Origin of the sequence: Clostridium sp. AF34-10BH, assembly GCF_003478095.1 — a bacterium.
GTDB lineage: Bacteria > Bacillota > Clostridia > Lachnospirales > Lachnospiraceae > Acetatifactor > Acetatifactor acetigignens.
The window spans coordinates 127,826-142,111 of record NZ_QUEC01000002.1; the positions used below are offsets into that span (position 1 = coordinate 127,826).

At 48.4% G+C, this 14,286-nt stretch carries 17 protein-coding genes; 2 read left to right on the forward strand and 15 right to left on the reverse strand.

Annotation, left to right across the window (positions count from 1 at the left end; genetic code table 11):
• Positions 1–5: 5 nt before the first annotated feature.
• The 5 genes from DWZ61_RS02535 to gap all read right to left on the reverse strand — a co-directional run bounded on the left by DWZ61_RS02535 (position 6) and on the right by gap (position 4,161).
• A complete protein-coding gene (locus tag DWZ61_RS02535) occupies positions 6–542 on the reverse strand; it encodes a DUF3877 family protein (RefSeq protein WP_118537299.1) in 537 nt (178 codons plus the stop codon).
• A gap of 144 nt (positions 543–686) precedes the next feature.
• Complete coding sequence (locus DWZ61_RS02540; RefSeq protein WP_279220468.1) at positions 687–935, reverse strand: amidohydrolase family protein; 249 nt, start codon at positions 933–935, stop codon at positions 687–689.
• 39 nt (positions 936–974) lie between these two features.
• Positions 975–1,727, reverse strand: a complete 753-nt coding sequence (gene tpiA / locus DWZ61_RS02545; RefSeq protein ID WP_118537301.1) for a triose-phosphate isomerase — start codon at positions 1,725–1,727, stop codon at positions 975–977.
• A 103-nt stretch (positions 1,728–1,830) separates the two neighbouring features.
• Entirely contained in the window at positions 1,831–3,054 is a 1,224-nt protein-coding gene (locus DWZ61_RS02550; protein ID WP_118537302.1) for a phosphoglycerate kinase, read from the reverse strand.
• Between the two features lie 93 nt (positions 3,055–3,147).
• Positions 3,148–4,161, reverse strand: a complete 1,014-nt coding sequence (gap, locus tag DWZ61_RS02555; RefSeq protein WP_022154143.1) for a type I glyceraldehyde-3-phosphate dehydrogenase — start codon at positions 4,159–4,161, stop codon at positions 3,148–3,150.
• A gap of 235 nt (positions 4,162–4,396) precedes the next feature.
• Here gap and DWZ61_RS02560 point away from each other — a divergent pair, with 235 nt between their 5' ends.
• A complete protein-coding gene (locus tag DWZ61_RS02560) occupies positions 4,397–5,218 on the forward strand; it encodes a histidinol-phosphatase HisJ family protein (RefSeq protein WP_118537303.1) in 822 nt (273 codons plus the stop codon).
• Between the two features lie 13 nt (positions 5,219–5,231).
• On the opposite strand, the gene DWZ61_RS02565 is transcribed toward DWZ61_RS02560, so the two are convergent.
• The 7 genes from DWZ61_RS02565 to nifS form a co-directional block, all read right to left on the reverse strand.
• On the reverse strand, positions 5,232–5,600 hold the full coding sequence (locus DWZ61_RS02565) for a DUF3783 domain-containing protein (RefSeq protein WP_022154145.1): 369 nt from the start codon (positions 5,598–5,600) through the stop codon (positions 5,232–5,234).
• Positions 5,600–6,016 (reverse strand): DUF523 domain-containing protein, encoded by a 417-nt coding sequence (locus DWZ61_RS02570; RefSeq protein WP_118537304.1) that lies wholly within the window; start codon positions 6,014–6,016, stop codon positions 5,600–5,602. Before DWZ61_RS02570 ends, DWZ61_RS02565 begins: the two co-directional genes overlap by 1 nt.
• A 31-nt stretch (positions 6,017–6,047) precedes the next feature.
• Positions 6,048–7,628 carry a cardiolipin synthase gene (gene cls, locus DWZ61_RS02575; protein ID WP_243026331.1) on the reverse strand — a complete coding sequence of 527 codons (1,581 nt, stop codon included), beginning with the start codon at positions 7,626–7,628 and terminating at the stop codon, positions 6,048–6,050.
• A gap of 375 nt (positions 7,629–8,003) precedes the next feature.
• A complete protein-coding gene (locus DWZ61_RS02585) occupies positions 8,004–8,543 on the reverse strand; it encodes a hypothetical protein (protein WP_022313479.1) in 540 nt (179 codons plus the stop codon).
• Between the two features lie 176 nt (positions 8,544–8,719).
• Positions 8,720–9,799 (reverse strand): tRNA 2-thiouridine(34) synthase MnmA, encoded by a 1,080-nt coding sequence (gene mnmA, locus DWZ61_RS02590; protein ID WP_118537306.1) that lies wholly within the window; start codon positions 9,797–9,799, stop codon positions 8,720–8,722.
• A 5-nt stretch (positions 9,800–9,804) separates the two neighbouring features.
• Positions 9,805–10,242, reverse strand: a complete 438-nt coding sequence (nifU, locus tag DWZ61_RS02595) for a Fe-S cluster assembly scaffold protein NifU (protein ID WP_022154150.1) — start codon at positions 10,240–10,242, stop codon at positions 9,805–9,807.
• Between the two features lie 26 nt (positions 10,243–10,268).
• A complete protein-coding gene (gene nifS, locus DWZ61_RS02600) occupies positions 10,269–11,447 on the reverse strand; it encodes a cysteine desulfurase NifS (protein WP_022313477.1) in 1,179 nt (392 codons plus the stop codon).
• A gap of 136 nt (positions 11,448–11,583) precedes the next feature.
• Between nifS and DWZ61_RS02605 the strand changes: the two genes are divergently transcribed.
• Positions 11,584–12,915 carry a polysaccharide biosynthesis protein gene (locus DWZ61_RS02605; protein ID WP_118537307.1) on the forward strand — a complete coding sequence of 444 codons (1,332 nt, stop codon included), beginning with the start codon at positions 11,584–11,586 and terminating at the stop codon, positions 12,913–12,915.
• A gap of 44 nt (positions 12,916–12,959) precedes the next feature.
• Here the strand turns inward: DWZ61_RS02605 and DWZ61_RS02610 are convergent, their stop codons facing one another.
• From DWZ61_RS02610 to DWZ61_RS02620, 3 genes are all read right to left on the reverse strand, one after another.
• Positions 12,960–13,343 carry a hypothetical protein gene (locus DWZ61_RS02610; protein WP_118537308.1) on the reverse strand — a complete coding sequence of 128 codons (384 nt, stop codon included), beginning with the start codon at positions 13,341–13,343 and terminating at the stop codon, positions 12,960–12,962.
• A gap of 123 nt (positions 13,344–13,466) precedes the next feature.
• Complete coding sequence (gene nrdR, locus DWZ61_RS02615; RefSeq protein WP_022313475.1) at positions 13,467–13,931, reverse strand: transcriptional regulator NrdR; 465 nt, start codon at positions 13,929–13,931, stop codon at positions 13,467–13,469.
• A 53-nt stretch (positions 13,932–13,984) separates the two neighbouring features.
• Complete coding sequence (locus tag DWZ61_RS02620) at positions 13,985–14,218, reverse strand: YlmC/YmxH family sporulation protein (protein ID WP_022313474.1); 234 nt, start codon at positions 14,216–14,218, stop codon at positions 13,985–13,987.
• Positions 14,219–14,286: the final 68 nt, after the last annotated feature.

The following is a 14,286-nucleotide window of genomic DNA, read 5'->3' on the forward strand; positions in this document are numbered from 1 at the left end:
TTGTCTCATGCTTTCATCAGGTCTGCGTAATCCTCCAGCAGGAATCGGTGATAGATCACATGGCACCCTTCATCCCGAAAACAATAACAGTAGGGATCTCCCATTTCCTCCGGGAAACGGATCATGACATCAAAGTCCTCGCCCCGCATCTCTTCCACATAAATATTCTCACTGTACCGCAAAAATAACTGTCGGATATCCTCCATCTTACAGTCATGCTGCCCGATCAGGCGGATCAGTTCATAGATGAATCCCTTCTCTGCAAAATGCTCATGGACATAAGTACTGCCTTCCTCCGGAATACAGAGGCAGAAACGGTCTCCCTTACGGCTCACAGCCAGTTTTCCAAGCTTTATTGTCATGCTCTCCGGCTGTCCTGCCAGTGTAACTTCCATCTGTTCCGCCGTATCCTGTGTACCCAGCAAGTGATTCAGTGTAGATAACGGATAATACAGGCGGATCTTCTCTCTGCGGAAGCCTAATTTTGCCTGTTCCTCCAGAACCACATCCATGAGGTTTTTTTCTAATTTTTCAAATGTCATTTTCTTTTTCCTATAATTTCCCATAATCTGTCAAAAATAAAAACTATGCAGCGGAGATTTCCTGTCCTGCATAGTTTTTATTATACAATATTCACGCATCAGAATACAATTCTATTCTACGGAAACAGACATTGCCGTTCCATTCTAATTCAGAAATTTGTCCAGCTCCGTCTCTACGATCTGCTTTTTCTTCACCTTGGGAGCACGGATCACTTTTCCCTGTACGATGACCATATCCACATTTCGAAGCACCAGTAGATCTTCTAACGGATTCTTCTCCACCACGATCATATCCGCGCATTTGCCGGGTTCCAGTGTACCGGTGATATCTCCGATACCCGCCATCTCGGCGCCGCGGCAGGTTGCGGTATAATAAAAGACCCGTAATGGAATCCACCATCACGGGTCCTGTGACTCTTTTGAAAGAATCTGTTATTTATTGTAGCAGACGATCTGTCCGAAGTCAGCCTTCAGGGAAGCGCCGCCTACCAGACCACCGTCGATGTCTGCCTGTGCAAACAGCTCGGGAGCGCTGGAAGCAGATACGGATCCGCCGTACTGGATACGGATAGCTGCTGCGGTTGCATCATCATAGATCTCAGCGATGCACTCACGGATTGCCTTACATACTTCCTGTGCCTGCTCGGTAGTAGCTACCTTGCCAGTACCGATAGCCCAGATAGGCTCGTATGCGATGACAGCCGTTGCTGCCTGTGCAGCAGTTACGTTCAGGAATGCGATCTTGATCTGCTGACGGATGAAGTCGATGGTAACACCCTGCTCTCTCTGCGTCAGAGTCTCACCACAGCAGATGATGGGAGTAATGCCATGCTCGAAAGCCTTGAGAACCTTCTTATTCACGGTCTCGTCGGTCTCTGCAAAGTACTCTCTTCTCTCGGAGTGTCCGATGATCACATACTTCACGCCTGCATCATCCAGCATTGCGGGAGAAATCTCGCCGGTGAAAGCACCCTTCTCCTCGAAATACATATTCTCCGCACCAATCATGATATTGGAACCCTTTGCTGCCTCCATAGCGGGAATGATGTCGATTGCGGGAACGCACAGAAGTACGTCTACTTCATCATTTGCTACGAGGGGCTTTAATGTATTGATCAGCTCTACTGCCTGGCTGGGAGTCATATTCATCTTCCAGTTGCCGGCAATGATCTTCTTTCTTGCCATAATCATACACCTCTTCTTTTCTTATATTGTGTTTCCCACAGGATGCATCTGTGCCTGCAGGCAGGTTCGAATACATTCCGTGGGAAAGCTTTATTATTTCTATTTATTTGTCGTCTGCTGCTGCCACGCCGGGAAGCTCTTTGCCTTCCAGGAACTCCAGGGAAGCTCCGCCACCGGTAGAGATGTGGCTCATCTTGTCAGCGAAACCAAGCTGGTTAACAGCTGCTGCAGAGTCACCACCACCGATAATGGTAGTTGCATCGGTCTCAGCCAGAGCCTTAGCTACAGCGATGGTACCTGCTGCCAGGGTAGGATTCTCGAATACGCCCATAGGTCCGTTCCATACAACGGTCTTAGCAGTCTTAACAGCCTCAGCATACAGAGCTGCGGTCTTGGGTCCGATATCGCATCCCTCTCTGTCTGCGGGCATGTTGGTAACATCATATACCTGAACCTCAACAGGAGCATCGATCGGGTTAGGGAAATCAGCGATGGTTACGGAATCAACAGGCAGTAACAGCTTCTTGCCCAGCTTCTCAGCCTTTTCCATCATTTCCTTACAGTAGTCGATCTTGGTATCATCTACCAGAGACTTACCGATTTCATATCCCTTTGCCTTTAAGAAGGTGTAAGCCATACCACCACCGATGATCAGGGTATCACACTTCTCTAACAGGTTGGAGATAACGTTCAGCTTGTCTGCAACCTTTGCACCGCCCAGAATAGCTACGAAAGGTCTTACGGGATCTTCTACAGCCTTACCTAAGAAGTTGATCTCCTTCTCCATCAGGTAACCTACTACGTTCTGACCACCCTTAGCGGTGATGAACTTGGTAACACCTGCTACGGAAGCATGTGCTCTGTGAGAAGAGCCGAATGCATCACATACATACAGATCAGCCAGGTCAGCCAGTTCTTTGCTGAATTTCTCACCGTTCTTGGTCTCTTCTGCGCCACGGAAACGGGTATTCTGAAGCAGAACAACGTCGCCTTCCTTCATGTTCTCAACAGCCTTGGTAGCTGCTTCGCCGGTTACATTGTAGTCAGCTACGAAAGTAACCTCTTTGCCCAGCTTCTCGGACAGTCTCTTGGCAACAGGTGCCAGAGATTCGCCTTCGTTGGGGCCATTCTTTACCTTACCCAGATGAGAGCAAAGAATTACCTTGCCGCCATCGCCTATCAGCTTCTTGATGGTAGGCAGAGCTGCAACGATACGGGTATCGTCAGTGATCTCACCGTTCTTTAAGGGAACGTTAAAGTCGCATCTTACCAGGACTCTCTTTCCCTTTGCGTTAATGTCATCTACAGATTTCTTATTTAATCCCATGGTATTAACCTCCAATTATTTTAGTATCTAAAAAGGGCCCGGTCCTTGTAAGACCGGACCCTGATAGGTCTTTACTCGTTAACGCCTGTCGGCTTATGCTAACTCGCTGAAGTACTTGATGGTACGAACCATCTGAGAGGTGTAGCTGTTCTCGTTATCATACCAGGATACAACCTGTACCTGAGTATTGCCATCTTCCATAGGAGCAACCATGGTCTGAGTTGCATCGAAGATGGAACCGTAGGTGCTGCCTACGATATCGGAAGATACGATCTCATCGGTGTTGTAACCGAAGGACTCGGTAGAAGCAGCCTTCATTGCTGCGTTGATCTCTTCCTTGGTTACAGCGCCCTTAACTACTGCTACCAGAATGGTGGTAGAACCGGTAGGGGTCGGAACACGCTGAGCGGAGCCGATCAGCTTGCCGTTCAGTTCGGGAATTACCAGGCCGATTGCCTTAGCTGCACCGGTAGAGTTGGGAACGATGTTGCAAGCGCCTGCACGGCTTCTTCTCAGATCGCCCTTTCTCTGAGGTCCGTCAAGGATCATCTGGTCACCGGTATAAGCGTGAACAGTGGTCATGATACCGCTCATGATAGGTCTGCAATCGTTCAGAGCCTTAGCCATAGGTGCTAAGCAGTTGGTGGTGCAGGAAGCTGCGGAGATAACGGTATCTTCGGGCTTCAGGGTCTTGTGGTTAACATTGTATACGATGGTAGGAAGGTCGTTACCTGCGGGAGCAGAAATAACAACTTTACGAGCACCGGCAGTGATATGTGCGGAAGCCTTCTCCTTAGAGGTGTAGAATCCGGTACACTCCAGAACTACATCAACCTTTAATTCACCCCAGGGAAGCTTGCTTGCGTCAGCCTCTTTGTAGATGGTGATGGTCTTGCCATTAACGGTGATGCTGTCCTCGCCAGCCTCAACGGTGCTTGCATACTTGTAAACACCCTGAGAAGAATCATACTTCAACAGATGTGCCAGCATCTTAGGGCTGGTTAAATCGTTGATTGCTACTACTTCATATCCTTCTGCATCGAACATCTGTCTGAATGCAAGACGACCAATACGGCCAAAACCATTAATTGCTACTCTTACTGCCATTTTAGTTTCCTCCTAAAATTTTAATTTTATATCTTTTGGCTTTCCGTTATTCACAGATTGTCAAAATTTTATCAGCAAAGACATTTTACCTAATTCCTGATTATAATTCAAGATGTAAATGAAAAATATTTGTGATTTTGTGGTAAATTTTACAGTTTGTTTAGAAATGCTATGGTTTTTCCCTTCATTTTTGCTATAATAGGTTCGTATTATGATAACCAGAAAGGATAAAAATATGTCTATCAAAGCAGATTGTCATCTTCACTCTTCTTTTTCGGGAGATTCCCAGGCTCCAATGCCGGAGATGATCGATAAAGGTCTCGCTCTGGGACTGGAGACCATGTGTTTTACCGAGCATAACGATTTTGATTATCCCCGCACCGAGGAAGGACCGGGAACGATCTTTTTACTGAATACGGATTCCTATCTGTACGACGTGCTCCGCTGCCGCGCGAAATATGAAGGGAAAATGCGAATCCTCTTCGGCGTGGAGCTGGGATTGCAGCCTCATCTGGCCGACCGCAACGAAGATTTTATTTCCGCCTATGATTTTGATTTCGTCATCGGCTCCACTCATCTCTGCAAAGGAATGGATCCCTATTATCCGGAATATTTCGAGAAATTCTCCTCCGAGGAAGAAGCCATCCGGGCTTATTTTGCAGAGACACTGGAGAATCTGAAATGCCATGACGATTATGATGTATTGGGACATCTGGACTATATCGTCCGTGTGGCTCCCACCAAGGACAAGAACTATTCCTATGACAAATATAAGGATGCCATTGATCCGATCCTAGAGCTTTTAGTGCAGCAGGGAAAAGGTCTGGAACTGAACACCGGAAGCTTCCGCTACGGTCTCAGACAGCCTCATCCCTGTACCGATATTCTGCGCCGCTATCATGAGCTGGGCGGTGAGATCATCACCGTAGGAACCGATGCTCACAAACCTCAGGATGTGGGATCCTATCTGGATCTTGCCTCCGAGATCCTGCAGCTGTGCGGTTTCAAATATTACACAATCTACGAAAAGCGCAGCCCGGAATATCACAAGCTGTAATTTTCTTTATTCCCTATCCTCCAAGCTGAATGTGTTCCTTCATCAGCTCGCGAAGCAACGCATCCGCTGTCCATGAGACATTATACGGTGTCACAATCGCCTTCAGGGCAACCGGTGGTAAGCCGGTTGCCTTATATTCTGCCAGGAATGCATCCACCTGTTGCGAATCCATTCCGGAAAACACCAGCATTTCCATTGCAAAATCAGGACCGTTATATATTTTTCCATTCTTATGAAAACCGCTGATTTCCGCCAGTGTTCCGATCTTCTGTCCATAGTCCCTGCGGTTCACCGCCGTCACATCCACACCTATTTTCTCCGCTGCCACACGCACAGCCCGGTCTTTTTGTGTACTCACGCCAAACAATAATATTTTTGCCATTATATTTCCTCACAGTCCATCACCCGGAAGCCGTTCTTTTCCAGCAATTGCGCAAATACTCCCTGTCCGGGAATGAGTTTACCAGTAAAACTCCCGTCATAAATCTGCCTTACGCCGCAGCTGGGGCTTCGTGACTGTAAGATTGCCAGATCGATGCCATTCTCTTTGGCGATCCGCAGAGCCTCCTCTGCGCCTTCCCGAAACTGCCTGTCCACATTTACGCCTTTACAGTTTATGACCTCACCGCTCACGATCTCCGACGGATCCCTCGGGGTCGGAAGTCCTCCCAGCACCTCAGGACATACCGGGATCACCTCATGCCCTTCCAGATATTTTGCCACACGCTCGCTGTAATTATTTTTCCCGTTATATTTACAGTTTTCGCCCAGCAGACAGGCACTGACCAGTATTTTCATCGTAATCTCCAGCTTTCCGTTATTATGTCTGTTACAGCAACGGCGCGATCAGGCGCATGATACACTGCCAGCCTCTCACTGCCATATTTTTCCTTCCATCCCGGTATTTATCGGTGACTTCCTCACTATCCTGTAACAGCTTATCAAAATCCGCCTCAATATCCCGGATGGCATCACAGCCGTGCATCCACACACCGTTTTCAAAATGATGATAAAGGCTCCGGTAATCCATATTGATAGTACCGACGGTCGCCGTATCCTCATCACACAGCATCTGCTTCGCATGCAAAAAGCCCGGGGTATATTCATAGACCCGCACGCCCTGGCGCACCAGTCCGGAATAATAGGATCTGGTCACACCGTATATGATTTTTTTATCCGGAATGCCGGGGGTAAATACGCGCACATCCACGCCACGTTTGGCTGCCAGCCCAAGCTCTCTCGTCATCTCATCACTGATGATCAGATAAGGAGTTGCCACATAGAGGCGTTTCTTTGCCGTCTTGATCAGGTTCAGGTAGACATTCTCACCCACCGGCTCTCCGTCCAGTGGAGAATCCGCATAGGGCTGCACATAGCCGGATGCCTTCTGCACATTTCCATCTTCCGCACCTTCCTGCGACGCCTTCAGATACTTTTCATAATCCGTGTCCGCCTGTCCCATAACATTCCACATTTCCAAGAACATCATGGTAAAATTCTGTACCGCTCTGCCGGTCAGCTTCACTCCGGTATCCTTCCAGTAACCGTAAGGATGCGTGATATTGAAATACTCGTCCGCCAGGTTATATCCACCGGTAAATCCTACTTTTCCATCGATAACCATGATCTTACGATGATCGCGGTTATTCATGAAAATATTTAAAAAAGGCACTACGTAGTTAAATACCCGGCACTGTACACCGATGGCATTCATGCGGTCTATAAAGCTTTTATCCAAAAAGCCGATACAGCCCACATCGTCGTACAGAATACGGACTTCCACGCCCTCGGCAGCCTTTCTTGCCAATACACCCTTCAGCCGTGCAAAAGCCTCTGCCTCCTCTATGGCATGATATTCCAGGAATATAAAGTGCTTTGCCTTCTCCAGCTCCTTAAGCTGTTCCTCGTATCCCAGATAAGCTTCCGGATAGAATTTCACAGCTGTCGTGTCATACACCGGATAATTACCATACTTCCAGATATAATGGCATTGATTTGCCAGCAGAGGATCTTCCTGCTCCAGCTGCTGCAATATTGTCTCATCCTGCACATTCAGAGGAATCAGTTGTTCATCCACATCCTCAAATTTCCGGATGATTTTATGCATAGCCTCTTTATGCCCGAACAATCCGTAAATACACAGACCGAATACAGGAAATGCCAATATTACAATAATCCAGGGCATCTTAAATGCGGCATTGGTATGTTTTCCATAAATCCTGAGCGCCACTACCAGCGCAAACAGGCTGGTCAGCAGAGAGATCACTGAAGAATACTGATACAGTTTGATCATCAATATCAATATCCAGCCGATCTGTAAGAGCACAGCCAATGCTGCAAACGCAATTCTTCCTATACTGTTTTTCACATTCCCTTTTACTTCAGAACGCATCTGCTTTTTCTTACCCATAATGTCCTCTTTTCTCTTTCGTTCTGCCAGATCATAAGTAATCTCCCCCTTACAGGCTGCCTGCACTGCGCACAGACAGCCATGGGTATATTCTATGGTGCCAGGGTCAAAAGGTCTAAGCCCACATGAGCTTGCTCATATGTGGGCGAAAGACCTTGGGACCCGCCCCGATATGAGCATAAAAGTGGGATGATAATCCCACGATATGCGAATATTGGGGCGGATTGTGGGAGTGCGCAGCACGGAACAATCCGTAGGCATCAAAGTCGAGGACTTTTGCCCCCGACATCATTCTATAGGGGATTATTTTATGGTATAACATTTTTGCAAAAATCTCAATAGGTCAATGGACTACAACTGTCCTCTTTTGTCTGCCTAACCACAGTTTCTGTCACACAGTACCACCACTGTAGACGGCGTGGTCTGGGCAGGAATGCTTCTCGTGGAAGAGGAATAGATGACCACCAGATTATGGTTCGCGGGACTCGCCTGGAAATACTGGTTGTTCACGGTACGCACATCCACTGTGCCATCCAGATTCAGCTGCAATGTCTGCTCCTCATTGACCAGGGAATTGCTGTAGTAGCTCACATCCACATTCCGGTCGCTTCTCTCTTCAGCCACTACCACTGCGGTATACTGAGGCGGATAGATCAGGGGCATGGGTGCATCATTGCGATACCAGAAGGTTGCCATCATTCCCACCGACAGTGTAGTGAAATCCACCACATACGTATCCGGGTTGATGAAAAAGTTCACCGTGTTGCCGTCCGTATCCTCGATTGTAGCGAACAAAAGGCATCCATCGGCTCTGCGGCCACCCTGTCCTGCCGGTACCAGATCCACAATGGTTCCCTTCATGGAGCCGAAACTGCTTCTTCTCATAGGTCTCTGAAATGAAAAACGATAATCCATAGTCTCTCCTGTGAATTATAAAAGCTTTCTTCTATTATATGCACGCCCCCGCTGTTGATGTTACGTGTCGTGATAAAAATGCAGGACCACTATTGTAACAATAGTGATCCCGATCTTTTCCGCTATACAAATCTTTGTATCCGTAGGACGCAGAGACCTCCTCTTTGAGCGCTTTCCTACAGAATAATGGTTCCGCCGCCCAGTACATGCTCATCCTGATAAAATACCATGGCCTGTCCCGGTGTTGCGGCACGTACCGGTGCGTCAAAGGTACAGAGCACTTTACCGTCCGGCTGTTTTGTCAGAGTTCCGTATTCTCCCTTATGGTTGTAACGGATCTTCGCCAATACTCTGGTGGGCTCTGTCAGATCTTCCACTGTCATGTAATTCACATGATCGCACAGCACTTTATCCGTAAAGAGTTCCTGATTGGAACCGATGACGACTTCATTGGTCTCGGGACGGATGGCGGTGACAAACACTCTTTCCCCCATAGGAAGTTCCAGTCCTCTGCGCTGTCCCAGTGTATAATGGGTAATGCCCTTATGCCGGCCTAAGATCCTGCCGTCCTCCGTGACAAAATTGCCCGGTCCCGGCACCTTTTCGCCGGCTTCTCTGTCAATAAAGGAAGCATAATCATTGTCCGGCACGAAACAGATTTCCTGACTGTCCGGCTTATGCGCCACCGGAAGTCCCGCCTCCTCTGCCAGGACGCGGATTTCATCCTTGGTATATTCACCCACCGGCATCAGAGTATGTGAAAGCTGATCCTGGGTCAGATTGTACAACGCATAGGTCTGATCCTTGGCTGCGGTAACGGAATTACGGATGGCAAAACGGCCATTCGGCAGCCTGTCAATCCTCGCATAATGTCCCGTGGCAATATAATCCGCCCCGATCTCCAGGCTTCTCTGCAGCAGGGATTCCCACTTCACATAACGGTTGCAGGCAATACAGGGATTGGGAGTATGGCCTCTTAAATACTCTGCCACAAAATAGTCCATGACATGGCATTTGAATTCCTTCTTAAAGTTCATGACATAATAAGGAATCTCCAGTCTCTGTGCTACTCTTCTGGCATCATCCACCGCCGACAGTCCGCAACAGCCGCCGTTGGCTTCCTTGGCCGCTTCCTCTTCGTCCTGCCAGATCTGCATAGTGACGCCGATCACGTCATAGCCCTGTTCCTTCAATAACATGGCTGCCACGGAGGAATCTACTCCCCCGGACATGCCTACTACTACTTTTTTCTTCATAGATCTTAATAATCTTCCTCTTCTTCGCCCTCACTGATGTCATTCTTGGGCTTCTGCAGTCCTTCGATGGTGATATGGTTCTTCTCTGCATAATCCCACAGTGCTGCATGAATCGCTTCCTCTGCAAGCAGTGAGCAGTGTACCTTTACGGGCGGCAGTCCGTCCAGAGCCTCCATTACAGCCTTGTTCGTTACCTGTAATGCTTCCTGAATGGTCTTACCCTTTACCAGTTCGGTAGCCATGGAGCTGGTAGCTACGGCAGCGCCGCAGCCAAAGGTCTTGAACTTTGCTTCCCGGATGATCCCGTTCTCGTCAATGTCCAGGAACATTCTCATAATATCTCCGCACTTTGCGTTGCCCACGGTACCTACGCCGCTGGCATCCTCGATCTCCCCTACATTTCTGGGGTTCTGAAAGTGGTCCATTACTTTTTCACTGTACATGTATCTGTTATCCTCTTCTTTCTCACTTAGTTGTTCTTCTGGCTTTTCAGGAAATCTTCATATAAAGGAGACATATCCCGCAGTCTCTGTACGATTTTCTTCACTTCTTCCGCCACGATGTCCATCTCTTCCTTCGTGCTTTCCTCAGATAAGGTCAGACGCAAGGAGCCGTGTGCTTCCTCATGCTTTAAGCCGATAGCCAGCAGTACATGGGAAGGATCCAGAGATCCGGAAGTACATGCGGAACCGCTGGAAGCGCAGATGCCCTTCATATCCAGCATGATCAACATGGATTCTCCTTCGATGAACAGGAAGGAGAAGTTGATATTGTTCGGAAGTCTCTTCGTGCGGTGACCGTTCAGCCAGCAGTGAGGGATCTCGTTCTCCAGACGTCCGATCAGATAATCCCGCAGTTCGATCTCCTTGCGGGTCTTGGTATCCATAATACGCATAGCGCGCTCTACAGCAGCACCCAGTCCCACAATACCAGGAATGTTCTCTGTACCAGCTCTGCGGCTTCTCTCCTGTGCTCCGCCGTGTACAAAGGAACGGATCTTCACACCCTTGCGGATATATAAGAAGCCGATACCCTTGGGGCCGTTTAATTTGTGGCCGCTGGCACTGAGCATGTCGATGTGCATTTCATCCACATTGATGGGAACCTGTGCATACGCCTGTACCGCATCGGTATGGAACAATACACCGTGCTCCTTCGCGATCTCACCGATCTCGGCAATGGGTTCGATGGTACCGATCTCGTTATTTGCAAACATTACACTGATCAGAATCGTGTCAGGGCGAATGGCTGCCTTCAGCTCATCCAGACTGATCAGTCCGTCTCTGTCCACATTCAGATAAGTGATCTCAAAGCCTCGCTTCTCCAGATACTCACAGGTATGAAGAATGGCATGATGCTCGATCTTCGTGGTAATGATATGTTTTCCCTTGGAAGCATAGGCTTCTGCGGTAGCTTTCAGCGCCCAGTTATCGGACTCGGAACCGCCGGCAGTAAAATAGATCTCTTCCGGCTTTGCACCCAGACTGTCTGCGATGGTCTGGCGGGCATGATCCATGGCCTTCTTGCTCTCGGCACCCAGACTGTAGATGGTGCTGGCATTGCCGTAGTATTCACTGAAGTACGGAAGCATCGCATCCACGACCTCCGGTGCCGTTTTGGTAGTTGCTGCATTATCTAAATATATCATATTGCCTCATTTCCGCATATTTTCATGCTTATTTCACTGTTATTCATGATAGCATTCACCGCGCAGTTCTGTCAACAAGGTGGATGGAATATACTTTTGCAAGATCTTTTATCTGCAAAGGATCCAACGAAAAGCTATGAAGCATGCCAAACGTCATCCTCTGATCTTCGGTACTCTGATTCTGACGATCACCGGTCTTATCACCCGCATCATCGGTTTTTTCTACCGGATCTACCTGTCCAGGCTCTTCGGAGAAGAAGGAATGGGGATCTATCAGCTGCTCAGTCCCGCACTGTCTCTCTCCTTTTCCCTGACAGCTGCCGGCTACCAGACCGCCATCTCCAAATTCGTTGCCGCCAATACTGTGGGGCGGCGTTCCGATGACCTGAAAACGCTGCTGACCGGGGCAAGCATCACGCTCCCTCTGTCCCTTGGAGTCAATACTGTCCTGTTTCTCGCCGCAGAACCCATAGGAACCTTCCTGTTAAAAGAAGCCCGTACCATATCCATGCTGCGGATTCTGTCCTTCTCTATTCCTTTTGCCGCGCTGCATGCCTGCATCAACGGCTATTTTTATGGAAAAAAGAAAGCTTCCGTTCCTGCCCTCACGCAGCTTCTGGAGCAGCTGGCCAGAGTCGGCTGTGTCTTTCTCGTCACCGGAACCGATCTGTCTGAGGGGCGCACCCCCTCCATCAATGCGGCCGTCTTAGGTCTGACCGTCGGCGAGCTTCTGTCCATGCTGATCGCTCTGATCTGCCTGTACATACACCTGTATCCGGATGCCTCTGTTCTTTCCCTGCAAAATATCTGTCCTTCTTCCGCGGTCTACCGGGATCTGTTGGGCATGGCACTGCCCCTGACCGCCAATCGTATCGTTCTGAATATTTTGCAGAGCATCGAAGCTGTCTCCATTCCCCAGAAGCTTCTGCTCTACGGTTATGATACCACCACAGCCTTAAGTGTATACGGCGTACTCACCGGTATGGCCATGCCCATGATCTTTTTTCCCAATGCTCTCACCAGTTCCGTGGCGGTCCTTCTCCTGCCCACCATCTCCGAAAATCATGCCAAAGGAGACCGTGGAGCCGTCATAAACGCCACCCTGCGCACCGTAAAGTATTGCAGTCTCATGGGTGCCTGTTGTCTATGCGGCTTTCTGTTTCTGGGTGACTGGATGGGAACGGAACTGTTCCACAGTGAACTGGCCGGTCATTTTATCGTGACTCTGGGCTTCATCTGTCCTTTTCTGTATCTGGATACCACTCTCTCCAGCATTTTGCAGGGGCTTGGCATGGCGGGACGGATCTTTTTCTCCAACGTGGTCTGCCTTTTAATCCGGCTGTTGTTCGTATTTTTTGCCATTCCCGTGATCGGTATGCAGGGATATCTGTGGGGGATTCTGGTCAGCCAGCTGGTACTTGCCGGAATCTATTTTTTCTGTCTGTATCACTTCTTCCGAAAAAATTAAAAAATACCTCCGGTGTCATGCTTACGCCTGACAGACGGAGGTAACTATTCTGTAAATACCGTTTTGCTTCCCACAAAGTACTGGTACTGCTGTAAGATCTGGTCCTTACGCATATCGGAGATCGCCTTCTCCACATCCAGGGAATGGATATCGCTGTTCCTGCCAATGTAGCCGAAATCGTCCTGTTTGTGGAACGTAATGGAGATGTCCTCTAACGTTGCGTTGGATTTCTTCTCCTGAACCGGAGTTTTCTCCTTCGCCGCACCGGAATTCCCGGAATTTATCTGTTCCGAAGATGCTACATGGGATTCTGCCCCGGTCTCTTCCACGATCACTGTCTTCGCCGGCTGCGGCATCTGTATGCTGTAATCCTGCATTCTACCGATTCCGCTGATCCTGTTCACTCCGCCTATTCCGCCGATTCCCATGTATTCACCTCCTTGTCCTTCTTTTTTCTATATCGCACATGCCATGCGAAATTCCAGCTTTATCTGGCTGTATTTTCAGTTATAATATCGACTGTTTTTACGAAAACTTAAGTCTTCCGGAACTTAATTGTGATTCTTGTCATTCAGGACACTCTTTAATTCATCCATAAAGGTGTTCACGTCCTTGAACTCCCGATATACAGAAGCAAATCTTACATAAGCGACCGCATCCAGATCCTTTAACTTATTCATCACAAGCTCACCGATGGTGCCGCTGGGGATCTCCCGTTCTTCCCTGTTGAAAATCTCGTTCTCCACCTCATCCACCAAAGTCGTGATCTGCTGTGCGCTGACCGGACGTTTATGACAGGCTCTGAGCACCCCTGCCTCGATCTTGGCACGGTCATAGGCCTCTCTGTTATTATCCTTTTTAATAATGATCAGCGGAATCGTCTCGATCTTCTCGTAAGTGGTGAATCGCTTGCCGCATTCATCACATACACGACGGCGGCGAATGGAGTTGTTATCTTCCGCCGGTCTCGAATCGATCACTCTGGTATTTTCATGGCTACAGAACGGACATTTCATAGGCATCCTCCTTATAAAAACCACGTGTTATTTATGTTAAGATTATAGAAGATTCAGCAGTTAATGTCAACTAAAATTATGTCCGGTCCAATCTGTCTGATGTCCTTATACGGGATGACGATATTCGGCTCACAGCGCAGAAATGAAAGCCACTGGTTGCATCCCGGCACCATGATCTTACAGATGCATCCGCTGCACTCATCGAACTCCAGATCACATACATGCCCCAGCTTTTTACAGTCTCTGACATTGATTACATCTTTGCATTTTAACTCGGAAAAAAGCATACTCTGCTCCTCCCGTTTTCTTTCTATTTATTATATGATACCGCTCCGTTTCCCGTTCGGGAAAAACT

What these genes read in the sequence shown, in the direction of transcription:
- DWZ61_RS02535 (WP_118537299.1), bottom strand. Translation starts at nt 542, where the DNA reads ATGACATTTGAAAAATTAGAAAAAAACCTCATGGATGTGGTTCTGGAG.
- tpiA (WP_118537301.1), bottom strand. Translation starts at nt 1,727, where the DNA reads ATGGCAAGAAAGAAGATCATTGCCGGCAACTGGAAGATGAATATGACT.
- DWZ61_RS02550 (WP_118537302.1), bottom strand. Translation starts at nt 3,054, where the DNA reads ATGGGATTAAATAAGAAATCTGTAGATGACATTAACGCAAAGGGAAAG.
- gap (WP_022154143.1), bottom strand. Translation starts at nt 4,161, where the DNA reads ATGGCAGTAAGAGTAGCAATTAATGGTTTTGGCCGTATTGGTCGTCTT.
- DWZ61_RS02560 (WP_118537303.1), top strand. Translation starts at nt 4,397, where the DNA reads ATGTCTATCAAAGCAGATTGTCATCTTCACTCTTCTTTTTCGGGAGAT.
- DWZ61_RS02565 (WP_022154145.1), bottom strand. Translation starts at nt 5,600, where the DNA reads ATGGCAAAAATATTATTGTTTGGCGTGAGTACACAAAAAGACCGGGCT.
- DWZ61_RS02570 (WP_118537304.1), bottom strand. Translation starts at nt 6,016, where the DNA reads ATGAAAATACTGGTCAGTGCCTGTCTGCTGGGCGAAAACTGTAAATAT.
- cls (WP_243026331.1), bottom strand. Translation starts at nt 7,628, where the DNA reads ATGGGTAAGAAAAAGCAGATGCGTTCTGAAGTAAAAGGGAATGTGAAA.
- DWZ61_RS02585 (WP_022313479.1), bottom strand. Translation starts at nt 8,543, where the DNA reads ATGGATTATCGTTTTTCATTTCAGAGACCTATGAGAAGAAGCAGTTTC.
- mnmA (WP_118537306.1), bottom strand. Translation starts at nt 9,799, where the DNA reads ATGAAGAAAAAAGTAGTAGTAGGCATGTCCGGGGGAGTAGATTCCTCC.
- nifU (WP_022154150.1), bottom strand. Translation starts at nt 10,242, where the DNA reads ATGTACAGTGAAAAAGTAATGGACCACTTTCAGAACCCCAGAAATGTA.
- nifS (WP_022313477.1), bottom strand. Translation starts at nt 11,447, where the DNA reads ATGATATATTTAGATAATGCAGCAACTACCAAAACGGCACCGGAGGTC.
- DWZ61_RS02605 (WP_118537307.1), top strand. Translation starts at nt 11,584, where the DNA reads ATGAAGCATGCCAAACGTCATCCTCTGATCTTCGGTACTCTGATTCTG.
- DWZ61_RS02610 (WP_118537308.1), bottom strand. Translation starts at nt 13,343, where the DNA reads ATGGGAATCGGCGGAATAGGCGGAGTGAACAGGATCAGCGGAATCGGT.
- nrdR (WP_022313475.1), bottom strand. Translation starts at nt 13,931, where the DNA reads ATGAAATGTCCGTTCTGTAGCCATGAAAATACCAGAGTGATCGATTCG.
- DWZ61_RS02620 (WP_022313474.1), bottom strand. Translation starts at nt 14,218, where the DNA reads ATGCTTTTTTCCGAGTTAAAATGCAAAGATGTAATCAATGTCAGAGAC.